The organism is Rhizobacter sp. (assembly GCF_035702065.1).
Lineage (GTDB): Bacteria > Pseudomonadota > Gammaproteobacteria > Burkholderiales > Burkholderiaceae_C > Rhizobacter.
Map to the genome: position 1 here is coordinate 1 of NZ_DASSRA010000189.1, position 9,674 is coordinate 9,674.

Annotated in this window: 13 protein-coding genes; 3 read left to right on the forward strand and 10 right to left on the reverse strand. The window is 68.0% G+C overall.

Features of this window, described 5'->3' with window-relative positions; translation table 11 throughout:
• The 5 genes from dctP to VFL64_RS08885 form a co-directional block, all read right to left on the reverse strand.
• Nucleotides 1–447, reverse strand: a 447-nt coding sequence (dctP, locus tag VFL64_RS08865; protein WP_489540017.1) for a TRAP transporter substrate-binding protein DctP, incomplete at its 3' end; no start/stop codon positions are given.
• 33 nt (nt 448–480) lie between these two features.
• Nucleotides 481–1,434: a tripartite tricarboxylate transporter substrate binding protein gene (locus VFL64_RS08870; RefSeq protein ID WP_489540018.1), complete on the reverse strand. Its 954-nt coding sequence runs from the start codon at nt 1,432–1,434 to the stop codon at nt 481–483.
• A gap of 32 nt (nt 1,435–1,466) precedes the next feature.
• Entirely contained in the window at nt 1,467–2,870 is a 1,404-nt protein-coding gene (locus VFL64_RS08875) for a TRAP transporter large permease (protein ID WP_489540019.1), read from the reverse strand.
• Nucleotides 2,867–3,451 (reverse strand): TRAP transporter small permease, encoded by a 585-nt coding sequence (locus VFL64_RS08880; RefSeq protein ID WP_489540020.1) that lies wholly within the window; start codon nt 3,449–3,451, stop codon nt 2,867–2,869. The genes VFL64_RS08875 and VFL64_RS08880 overlap by 4 nt, the downstream gene beginning before the upstream one ends.
• A complete protein-coding gene (locus VFL64_RS08885; protein ID WP_489540021.1) occupies nt 3,448–4,191 on the reverse strand; it encodes a FadR/GntR family transcriptional regulator in 744 nt (247 codons plus the stop codon). Before VFL64_RS08885 ends, VFL64_RS08880 begins: the two co-directional genes overlap by 4 nt.
• Nucleotides 4,192–4,304: 113 nt before the next feature.
• Here VFL64_RS08885 and VFL64_RS08890 point away from each other — a divergent pair, with 113 nt between their 5' ends.
• Complete coding sequence (locus tag VFL64_RS08890; RefSeq protein WP_489540022.1) at nt 4,305–5,072, forward strand: SDR family oxidoreductase; 768 nt, start codon at nt 4,305–4,307, stop codon at nt 5,070–5,072.
• A gap of 24 nt (nt 5,073–5,096) precedes the next feature.
• Nucleotides 5,097–5,960 (forward strand): fumarylacetoacetate hydrolase family protein, encoded by an 864-nt coding sequence (locus VFL64_RS08895; RefSeq protein WP_489540023.1) that lies wholly within the window; start codon nt 5,097–5,099, stop codon nt 5,958–5,960.
• Here VFL64_RS08895 and VFL64_RS08900 read toward each other — a convergent pair.
• The 3 genes from VFL64_RS08900 to VFL64_RS08910 are packed head-to-tail and all read right to left on the reverse strand — an operon-like array spanning nt 5,957 to nt 7,540.
• A complete protein-coding gene (locus VFL64_RS08900) occupies nt 5,957–6,226 on the reverse strand; it encodes a hypothetical protein (protein WP_489540024.1) in 270 nt (89 codons plus the stop codon). The two genes, VFL64_RS08895 and VFL64_RS08900, sit on opposite strands and share 4 nt — an antisense overlap.
• Before the next feature lie 24 nt (nt 6,227–6,250).
• Complete coding sequence (locus VFL64_RS08905; RefSeq protein WP_489540025.1) at nt 6,251–6,895, reverse strand: DsbA family protein; 645 nt, start codon at nt 6,893–6,895, stop codon at nt 6,251–6,253.
• Between the two features lie 3 nt (nt 6,896–6,898).
• Nucleotides 6,899–7,540, reverse strand: a complete 642-nt coding sequence (locus tag VFL64_RS08910) for an NAD(P)-dependent oxidoreductase (protein WP_489540026.1) — start codon at nt 7,538–7,540, stop codon at nt 6,899–6,901.
• A 100-nt stretch (nt 7,541–7,640) separates the two neighbouring features.
• On the opposite strand from VFL64_RS08910, the gene VFL64_RS08915 reads away from it, so the two are divergent.
• Nucleotides 7,641–8,543 carry a LysR family transcriptional regulator gene (locus tag VFL64_RS08915; protein ID WP_489540027.1) on the forward strand — a complete coding sequence of 301 codons (903 nt, stop codon included), beginning with the start codon at nt 7,641–7,643 and terminating at the stop codon, nt 8,541–8,543.
• Between the two features lie 9 nt (nt 8,544–8,552).
• Here the strand turns inward: VFL64_RS08915 and VFL64_RS08920 are convergent, their stop codons facing one another.
• A complete protein-coding gene (locus tag VFL64_RS08920) occupies nt 8,553–9,380 on the reverse strand; it encodes a hypothetical protein (RefSeq protein ID WP_489540028.1) in 828 nt (275 codons plus the stop codon).
• Between the two features lie 129 nt (nt 9,381–9,509).
• Nucleotides 9,510–9,674 (reverse strand): alpha-hydroxy-acid oxidizing protein (locus VFL64_RS08925; RefSeq protein WP_489540029.1); only part of this gene is annotated, 165 nt, incomplete at its 5' end.

Genomic DNA, 9,674 nt, shown 5'->3' on the forward strand with positions numbered 1-9,674 from the left:
GCCGTAGTAGGTGTAGCCCACCACGTGGTTGCCGCCGCTCTTGGCGGCGTAGCCGTCGGCCAGCTCGCGGAAGACCGGGCCGTTGCGGAAGGCCTGCCAGTGTGCGAAGTCGCGGAAGACGAAGGGCCCGGCCGCGATCGACATCGGCGGGTAGGCACGGCCGGCGAAGGCCATGCCGGTGTAGATGATGTCGACCGTGCCGAGCGTCAGGCCCTGGTTGATCTCGGTCTCCTTGCCCAGCTGGGACGCCGGGAAGACCTCGATCGCGTACTTGCCGTTGCTGCGCTTCTTGATCTCGTCGGCCGCCCACAGCGCCTGCTTGTGGTACGCCTCGCCCACCTCGTAGACGTGGGCCCACTTGAGCGTGGTGGTCTGTGCCAGGGCGGTGCTGCCCCATGCCAGCAAGGCAACGGCGGCGAGGGCCTTCAGGCTCGTTCTCTTGTGCATGCTTGTCTCCTGTGGTTATGTGGAAAGCCGGGCTCAGTTCTTCAGGCCCAGCTTCGGGATCAGTGTCTTGAAGGTCTCGTTGTCGCGCGCCATCACGGCCTTGAAGGTGGCGTCGTCGCCGTAGGCGTAGCCGAGCGCGAGCTTCTCCATCGCATCCTTCATGGCCTGCTCCTGCATGGTCTTCTGCGTGGCGACCTTGAGGATCTCGATCACGTCCTTGGGCGTGCTCTTCGGGGCGCCGAGGCCGCGCCAGGTGCCGACCAGCAGGTCGATGCCGCGCTCCTTGAAGGTGGGCACCTTCTCGAAACCTTTCTGGCGCTGGTCGGCCATCACCGCCAGGATCTTGAGCTTGCCGCTCGCCACGTGCGGCGCCACCTCCGCGGGGCTCACCGACACCGCGTCGATGTGGCCGCCCAGCAGGCTCAGCACCGCGGGGTTGGCGCCGGGGTAGGGGATGTGGCTGTACTGCGTGCCGGTGCGGTCTTCGAGCGCGGCAGCGGCCAGGTGCCAGATCGAGCCGTTGCCCGAGTTGCCCATCTTCATCTCGCCGTTGGCCTTCTTCGCGGCGGCGATGAACTCCTCGATGTTGTTCCACGGCGACTCGGCGCGCACGGTGATGGCGGCCGGGTCGGCGTTCATGCGGGCGATGGGCGTGAACTCCTCGTGGCTGAACTTCTGCAGGCCGAGGTGGGGCAGGGTGGTGAGTTCCACCGTCATCAGCGCGAGCTTGTAGCCGTCGGGCTTGCTGTTGAGTACGTCGGTCCAGCCGATCACGCCGCTCGCACCGGGCTTGTTGTTGACCACGATGGGCTGCGACAGGTGCTTGCGCGCCACGTCGGCGAAGGCCCGGGCCAGCGCATCGGTGCCGCCGCCGGCGTTGTAGGGCACGATCAGTTCGATGGGCCGGCTGGGGTAGTCGTTGGCGAAGGCCGGCAGGGCCGCCGTGGCAGCGATGAAGGCGGCGAGTAGCGTGAGGCGACGGTTCATGAGGTGGTCTTTCAGCGGAGAGGACACAGGGCTCAGCCCAGCGCGCGCGGCAGCCAGAGCGAGATTGACGGGAAGAAGGTGACGAGCGCCAGCGAGATCAGCAGCGGCACCAGCCAGGGCAGGATGGCCATGGTCGTGCGCTCCACCGACAGCTTGGCCACGCGTGCCAGCACGAAGAGCACCAGGCCCATGGGCGGGTGCAGCAGGCCGATCATCAGGTTGAGCACCATCACCAGGCCGAAGTGCACGGGGTCGATGCCCAGGTGCTGGGTGATCGGCAGCAGGATGGGCACGAGGATGGTGATGGCCGCGGTGGTCTCGAGGAAGCAGCCGACGAAGAGCATCAGCGCGTTGGCCAGCAGCAGGAACTGCCAGGGCTCGCTCGCGAAGGTCAGTACCCAGGCGGCGATGGCCTCGGTGGTGCGCGTGGCGGTGAGCATCCAGCCGAAGATGGACGCAGCGGCCACGATCAGCAGCACGGTGGCGGTGGTCTCCATCGTGTCCATGGAGGCCTTGACGAACATGCGCCAGGTGACAGTGCGGTACCAGACCGCGCCAAGGAAGATCGCCCACACGCAGGCGGCGATGGCGCCTTCGGTGGCGGTGAAGAGGCCGGTGGTCATGCCGCCGATCAGCAGCACCGGCGTCATGATCGGCAGCACGGCGTTGAAGCGGAAGAAGCGGTCGGCCGCGAGGAGCAGCACCAGCGCCAGCGGCACGGCCCAGGCCATGTTCACGCCGGCCTGCGCCACGCCCCACAGGGCCACCGGGGTGCCCGCCACCACCAGCAGCTCGACCAGCGCCTTGCGCACGCGCAGCCATTGCCAGGGCACGTCGCCGCCCCAGCCATTGCGGTGCGCGAACCAGGCGACGGTGAGCATCATCAGCACCGTCATCACCAGGCCCGGCATCAGCCCGGCGAGAAAGAGCGCGCCCACCGACACGTTGGCGAACATGCCGTAGATCACGAAGGGCAGCGAGGGCGGAATGATCGGGCCGAGCGTGGCCGAGGCGGCGGTCACGCCGACCGCGAACTCGGGCTCGTAGCCGTGCTCGCGCATGGCCTTGATCTCGATCGTGCCCAGGCCAGCGGCGTCGGCCACCGCCGTGCCGCTCATGCCCGAGAACACCACCGAGCCGACGATGTTCACGTGGCCCAGCCCGCCCTTGAGCCAGCCCACCAGGGCGAGCGAGAAGTTGTAGATGCGCGTGGTGATGCCGCCGCAGTTCATCAGGTTGCCGGCGAAGATGAAGAAGGGCACGGCCAGCAGCGGGAAGCTGTCGATGCCGCCCACCATGCGGTGGATCACGACGAAGGGCGGCGGGTTGCCGCTTGCGAGCACGTAGACCAGCGTGGCGCCGGCCATGGCGATGGCCACCGGGATGCCGGCGCCCATCATGGCGAGGAAGAGCAGCTTGAAGGCGCCCGCGTTCATGGCGACGGACCGTCCGCGAGCTCGGGACGTTCGAGCACCGACGCACCGCGCTTCCAGTTGCCAACGGCGACCTGGATGGCCCGGCCGGTCATGAACACGAAGCCCACCAGCACCGCGCCGTAGACCAGGCCCATGGGCAGGTCGACCACCGCCATCGGGCTGCCGCCGATCTTGGCCGTCAGCTGCCAGGTCATCACGATGCAGGCGACCAGGAAGGCGATGCGCACCGCATCGACCAACGTGGACATCACCCGCATCAGCCGCTTCGGCAGCACGCGGTAGAAGTAATCCACCTGGATGTGGTTGTTCTTGCGCACGCCCACCGCCGCACCGATGAACACGGTGGCGATCAGGAAGTAGCGTGCGATCTCCTCCGTCCAGGCCGCCGAGTCGTTGAGCATGTAGCGGGTGAAGAACTGGTAGAAGACGATGAGGCCCAGCGTCCAGAAGAGGCCCACGGCCAGCCAGTCCTCGAAGCCGTGGCCCGAGAGGTCGATGGCCTCGTCGTGGATCTCGAACTCGCCTTGCGCGTTGAGCAGCGGCGCCTCGGTGGCGTCGGGCGTGGTGGAAGGTGAGCTCATGGGCTGTCCCCGGAGTGCCAGTTCGATGCGAAGCGCAGCTCCGCGTTCTTCATGTGCCTGCGCATCGCGTTGCGCGCCGCCGTGCCGTCGCGCGAGACGATGGCGTTCAGGATCTCGGCGTGTTCGTCGACCGCCTGGCGCCAGATCTCCTTGCCGGAGAAGTGCGACTCGAGCTGCATGTAGAGCGGCCCGCGGCGTGCATCCCAGAGCTGGCGCGTGACCATCACCAGCGCGCTGTTGGCGCTGGCCTCGGCGATGGTCAGGTGGAAGCGCTGGTCGGCCTCGAGCGAGATGTCGTTGTGCGAGGGGGCGCCACGCATGTCGTCGAGCGCGCGCTTCATGCCGGCCAGCTGTTCCGGCGTGGCGTGGCTGGCGGCGAGGTTGGCGCATTCCGATTCGACGATCCAGCGTGCGCGGATCAGGTCGAAGGGGCCGGGCACCGGGGCCAACGGATCGAGGCTCGCATTGCGCCGCGTCTGCAACACGTACACACCGGCGCCGCCGCGCACTTCCACCATGCCTTCGACCTCCAGCGCGATCAGCGCCTCGCGCACCGAGGGCCGGCTCACGCCGAGCTGGGCGGCGAGGTCGCGCTCGGCCGGCAGGCGCGTGCCCGGCGGGTACTCGCCGCTGCCGATCATCTGCATCAGCTGGTCGGCGATGTGGCGGTAGAGGCGCCGGTTGTCGATGTGCTGCAAGGGCATGCCGAAGGGATGAAATTGGTCAGACCAATTCAGCATCGCAGCGATCAGCGGAAGCTCCAACAGGGTTTCTTCCGAGGGGATTCCCCCTGAGATGGCTTGTCAATTGGTCTGACCACGGTTCAAATCACGGCAGTCTTCGGAGGCTTCCAATGAGTGCATCGAATCCCGGCCGCCTGCAAGGCAAGACGGCCCTGGTCACCGCCGCCGGCCAAGGCATCGGCCGCGCCACGGTGGAGGCCTACGTGCGCGAAGGCGCGCGCGTGATTGCCGCCGACATCAACACCGACCTGCTCGCCGCGCTGGCGCGCGACACCGGCTGCGAGACACGCCGCCTCGACGTGACCGACCCCGCCGCGGTGCGCGACGCGGCGGGGGCCATCGGGCCGCTGAACGTGCTCTTCAATGGCGCGGGCTTCGTGCACGCCGGCACCATCCTCGACTGCGAGGAGTCCGACTGGGACTTCTCCTTCAACCTCAACGTGCGCTCGATGTACCGGCTGATCCGCGCCGTGCTGCCGGGCATGCTGGCGCAGGGCGGCGGCTCCATCATCAACGTGGCCTCGGTGGCAAGCAGCATCAAGGGCGCGCCCAACCGCTTCGTCTACGGCACCACCAAGGCGGCGGTGATCGGGCTGACCAAGTCGGTGGCGGCGGACTACGTGGCCAAGGGCATCCGCTGCAATGCCATCTGCCCCGGCACCGTGGAATCGCCCTCGCTGCGCGATCGCATCGCGGCCCAGGCTCAGGCGAGCGGGCAGACGCTGGCCCAGGTCGAGGCGGCCTTCGTCGCGCGCCAGCCGGTGGGCCGGGTCGGCCGTGCGAGCGAGATCGCGGCGCTGGCCGTTTACCTCGGCAGCGACGAATCGGCCTTCACCACCGGGACCGCACAGATCATCGATGGCGGCTGGTCCAACTGATCGATATCAAACGAGACAACACGAATGAAGCTGATGCGACATGGCGCCAAGGGCGCCGAGAAACCCGCCCTCGTCGACGCGCAAGGCCAGGTGCGCGACCTGTCCGGTGTGCTGCCCGATATCTCGGCCGACACACTGACGCCGCAAGGCCTTCAGCGGCTGCGCGAGCTCGACGTGTCGAAGCTGCCGCTGGTGGCCAAACCCGGCCGCACCGCGCCGCCCTGGCGCGGCTGCGCCAAGTTCATCTGCGTGGGCCTCAACTATGCCGACCTCGCCGCCGAGTCGGGAGTGCCGGTGCCTGCCGTGCCGGTGCTCTTCATGAAGACCACCAGCGCACTCATCGGTTGCAACGACGCCGTGGTGCTGCCGCAAGGCTCGCAGAAGAGCGACTGGGAGGTGGAGCTGGGCGTGGTCATCGGCAGCAAGGCGCGCTACGTGAGCGAGGCCGATGCGTTGAAGCACGTGGCCGGCTACTGCGTGGTCAACGACCTGTCGGAACGCGAGTACCAGCTCGAACGCGGCGGCACCTGGGACAAGGGCAAGGGCTGCGACACCTTCGGGCCAGTCGGCCCGTGGATGGTCACCGCCGACGAGGTGCCCGACCCGCAGCGCCTGGCCATGTGGCTAGAGGTCAACGGCAAGCGCTTCCAGAACGGCAGCACGGCCACCATGGTGTTCGGTGTGGCTCACCTCGTGAGCTACATCAGCCGCTTCATGACGCTGTACCCCGGCGACCTCATCAGCACCGGCACGCCACCGGGGGTGGGGCTGGGCCAGAAGCCGCCGCTCTACCTGAAGCCGGGCGACGAGATGCGCCTGGGCATTGACGGCCTGGGCGAGCAGCGCCAGAAGGTCCATGCCTGGGACCCGGCGCTGATCGACAACTAGCGCCCGAGCGAATCCAGCCAGTCGCAGCGCAGCCGGCCCGTGCGGTGCAGGTGGCGGCGCAGCGCCACGTAGAGCGTGGGCGCGAAGAACAGCAGCACGCAGCCCAGCGCCACGCCGGGCCACCACAGGATCAGCGCGGCGGGCTCGCCCATCCAGCCTATCAACCAGACGGTGAGCACGCCGTCCCAGGCGTGGTATTCGATCGGGCGCTCCCGCTTGTGCGCCACGTGCCAGAGCTTGAGGGCGTGGAGCTGGTCGAGCGTCATGGCGGAGACTCGTGCTATGGCAGCCTATGCCAGCGTTTCGAGCTGGCGCGCCAGTGACTTGTCGTTGAACAGCCATTGCCCCGGCAAGAGGCGCAGCCCCTTGTCGCTGGGCCAGATCAGCGCGGGCACGCCCTGCACGCCGATCGACTTCATGACCTTCTGCGCGCGTGCCAGCCGCTGCTGGGTGGCGCGCGGCAGCTGCGGGTCGGCCAGGCGGGCCAGCCAGGCCTCGACGTCTTCGCCCAGTGACGCCGCAAGCGCCTGGGCGATGACGTCGCGGTCGGAGATGTCGCGCCCTGCCACGAAGCGCTCGCGCTGCAGGGCGTGCAGCGCATCGAGCTCGCGCCGCACATTCCATTGCGAGACGGCGGTGAGCGCTTCGGTCGCCGGGCCGCTGTCGAAGGGCAGCTCGGGGTTGCGCAGCACCTTGCGGCGGTAGACGTCGCTGAAGCGCTGGCCACTCATCGCGGCGATCCGCGCATCGGCTGCCTCGATGTGCTGGCCCATGGCCTTGTCGATGCGTTTGCTCGGGTCGCCGGCGAACAGGCCGCTGGGCAGCGGCTCGACGATGCAACCACCCAGATCCGCCAGCCCGTGGATGGCCGGCATGGCGCCGTAGCACCAGCCGCACAAGGGGTCGTAGAGGTAGATCAGGTGGTCGGGAGCCATGCGTCAGTATGCGGCAGTGAAACGCTTCTTGAGGTGCTGCGGGGCTTCGATTTCGTCGACGATCGCCACCGCCAGGTCGGCCACCGAGATGCCCGCCGGCTGGTCGCCCGCCATCAGCACGTCGTCGCCGCCCAGACGGAATTTACCGGTCCGTTCGCCCGGCGCCAGCCCCACTGCGGGGGAGACAAAAGTCCAGTCAAGCGTGGTCTCGTTTCGGATCATGTTGAGCGCCTCGCGCGCGGCCAGCGCACCGGCCTTCCATTGCGCGGGGAACTGCGGCGTATCGACCAGCTGCACGCCGGGGGCCACATGCAGGCTGCCCGCGCCACCCACCACCAGCAGGCGCTTCACGCCGCTGCGCTTGACGCCCTCGAAGATGGCGCGCGTGCCTTCGATGAACAGCTCGCCGATCCGCGGTTCCGACCAGCCGGGGTTGTAGGCGCTGATGACGGCGTCGTGACCTTCGACGGCCTGCGCCACCTGCTTGCTGTCGAGCGCGTCCGCCGGCACGACGGCCAAGCGCTCACGCGCCTTGAACTTGGCCGGGTTGCGCGCCAGTGCGGTGACCTGGTGGCCACGTTGCAGCAGTTCGTCGAGCACCGCCGAACCCACGAAACCGGTGCCGCCGATGAGTGCGATCTTCATGATGAAACTCCAATGCGTTGGTGAAGACGTGACGATATGGGCTTCACAATTCGCTCGGAAGTCGGTCAAATCGAAGAAGTTTGTTTAGCTGAACTTCACAATGGACGATCTCCGGCGCATGGCCGTCTTTGCCTCGGTGGTGCAGCACGGCTCCATGAGCCGCGCGGCGCGGGCGCTCGGCACCAGCACCTCGGCGGTGAGCCAGCAGGTGCGCCTGCTGGAGCAGGAAAGCGGGGTGACGCTGCTGCACCGCTCCACCCGCAAGCTGGCGCTGACCGATGCCGGCGCGCGATTCGCCGAGCACTGCCATGCCCTGGTGGCGGCCGCCGGCCAGGCGCGCCAGCAGCTGGTGATGGCGCATGACGCGCCGAGCGGCGAGCTGCGCATGTCGGCCCCGGTGGGCTTTGCGCGCCACGTGGCGCCGGCCCTGGCGCCGCTGCTCGCGGAGTACCCGTCGCTCACCCTGCGCCTGCTGGTGGACGACGCCATGATCGACCTCATCGACGCCCGCATCGACCTGGCCTTGCGTGCCGGCAAGCTGCCCGACTCCAACTGGGTGGCGCGGCGGCTGTGCGCTTTCGAGTGGGTGCTGTGCGCGTCACCCGACTACCTGCGCCGCCAGGGCGTGCCGACCGCGCCGGCCGATCTGTTGAAGCACCAATGGCTGGTGGGCTCGCGCGATGGCTCGGCGCTGCTGCTGGAGCTGAACGGGCCCGACGGCGCGCACGAGACGCTGCGCGTGGAAGCGCGCATCGCCAGCAACAACCAGCTCACCCTGGAGCAGATGTGCGAGTCGGGCCTGGGCATCGGCCTCATGACCCACCCGGACGTGTACCCAGCCTTGCAGACAGGCCGGCTGCAGCGCGTGCTGCCGGCCTGGCAAATGGCGCGGGGGCCGGTCTGGGCCGTCACGCCGCAGCGAGACAACCAGCCGGCCAAGGTGCGGCACGCGATTGCCGCACTGCAGAGCTACTTTGCCGCGGCGCCAGGCACCGCGGCCTGACACGAGGGGTCAGAAGCCGGCGCGCAGCGTGAACTGCGGGCCGCTGAAGCGGTACTTGACCTCGCCCGTCCAGTCTTCGCCGTCGCCGTCGAGCTTGTAGTCGTCGTAGCGGTAGCCCAGCGCCAGCGACCAGGTCGGGTTGAAGTGGTAGCGCACCGCGCCCTGCAGGTTCAGCAAACGGCCCTTGTATTGGTCGATCTTGACGGTGAAGTAGTCGGCGCGGCCACTGATGTCCCAGGCCGGCGTGAAGGCGTAGCTGCCGTACAGGCCCAGGGTGGGCAGCGGGGCGAGCTGCGTCTTTCGTTCACTGCGCAGCGCGACGGCGCCGCCGTTGACGCTGGCCTGCCCTTCCAGGCCGATGATGAAGTCGGTGATGTGCAAGCCCAGCACGCCGCCGATCTCGGTTGTGGGCGTTTTGTAGAAGGAGTAGCCACCGCTCAGGCGGTAGACCTTGGAGCTGAACTCGCTGTTGATCGAGGTGCCCACCGTGAAGTCGGCGTCGCCGAAGGAGATGTCGCGCGAGAGCGTGCGGCTGCCGGTGCGCTTGAGTTCGAAGTACTCGAACTCCATGCGCCAGTTGTCGCCGAAGCGGGTGCCGAACAGCAGCGTGGGCAGGGTGCGGCGGTCGGCGAGGTCGAGGTCGTCTTCGAAGTCGACGGAGCTGCCTGGCCGGCCGGTGTTCTTGTTGTCGAAGCGCACGCTGGAGTTCACGTTGGGCATGAAGGCGCCCAGTTCAAACCAGTAGCGCTGGGTTTCTAGCGGGCTTTGCGTTTGCGCCGCGGCCGGCAGAGCGAGCAGGGCCAGGGACAGCAGGGAACAACGTGTCAGGATCGTCATCTTCGCTCCAGGGGTTGTTGTGTCTTGCAGTATCGGGCAACCGACTGACAGCTGCTAGAGGCAGACCCTGGGCTAAACCCGGCTGGATTGATCTGCGGCAAAGGGCGTTGCAGGCGCAGAAGCCCCGGTTCAGCCGGGCAGGGTGCCCGGCACCAGGATGTTGCGGTTGACGTTTCGGATGTCGGTGTGGCCGCAGAAGGCCATGGTCACGTCGAGTTCCTTGGCGATGATCTCCAGGCACTGCGTAACGCCGGCCTCACCCGCCGCACCCAGGCCGTAAAGGAAGGCGCGGCC

Coding starts and splice junctions, on each gene's coding strand:
- VFL64_RS08870 (WP_489540018.1), bottom strand. CDS start 1,434: ATGAACCGTCGCCTCACGCTACTCGCCGCCTTCATCGCTGCCACGGCG.
- VFL64_RS08875 (WP_489540019.1), bottom strand. CDS start 2,870: ATGAACGCGGGCGCCTTCAAGCTGCTCTTCCTCGCCATGATGGGCGCC.
- VFL64_RS08880 (WP_489540020.1), bottom strand. CDS start 3,451: ATGAGCTCACCTTCCACCACGCCCGACGCCACCGAGGCGCCGCTGCTC.
- VFL64_RS08885 (WP_489540021.1), bottom strand. CDS start 4,191: ATGCTGAATTGGTCTGACCAATTTCATCCCTTCGGCATGCCCTTGCAG.
- VFL64_RS08890 (WP_489540022.1), top strand. CDS start 4,305: ATGAGTGCATCGAATCCCGGCCGCCTGCAAGGCAAGACGGCCCTGGTC.
- VFL64_RS08895 (WP_489540023.1), top strand. CDS start 5,097: ATGAAGCTGATGCGACATGGCGCCAAGGGCGCCGAGAAACCCGCCCTC.
- VFL64_RS08900 (WP_489540024.1), bottom strand. CDS start 6,226: ATGACGCTCGACCAGCTCCACGCCCTCAAGCTCTGGCACGTGGCGCAC.
- VFL64_RS08905 (WP_489540025.1), bottom strand. CDS start 6,895: ATGGCTCCCGACCACCTGATCTACCTCTACGACCCCTTGTGCGGCTGG.
- VFL64_RS08910 (WP_489540026.1), bottom strand. CDS start 7,540: ATGAAGATCGCACTCATCGGCGGCACCGGTTTCGTGGGTTCGGCGGTG.
- VFL64_RS08915 (WP_489540027.1), top strand. CDS start 7,641: ATGGACGATCTCCGGCGCATGGCCGTCTTTGCCTCGGTGGTGCAGCAC.
- VFL64_RS08920 (WP_489540028.1), bottom strand. CDS start 9,380: ATGACGATCCTGACACGTTGTTCCCTGCTGTCCCTGGCCCTGCTCGCT.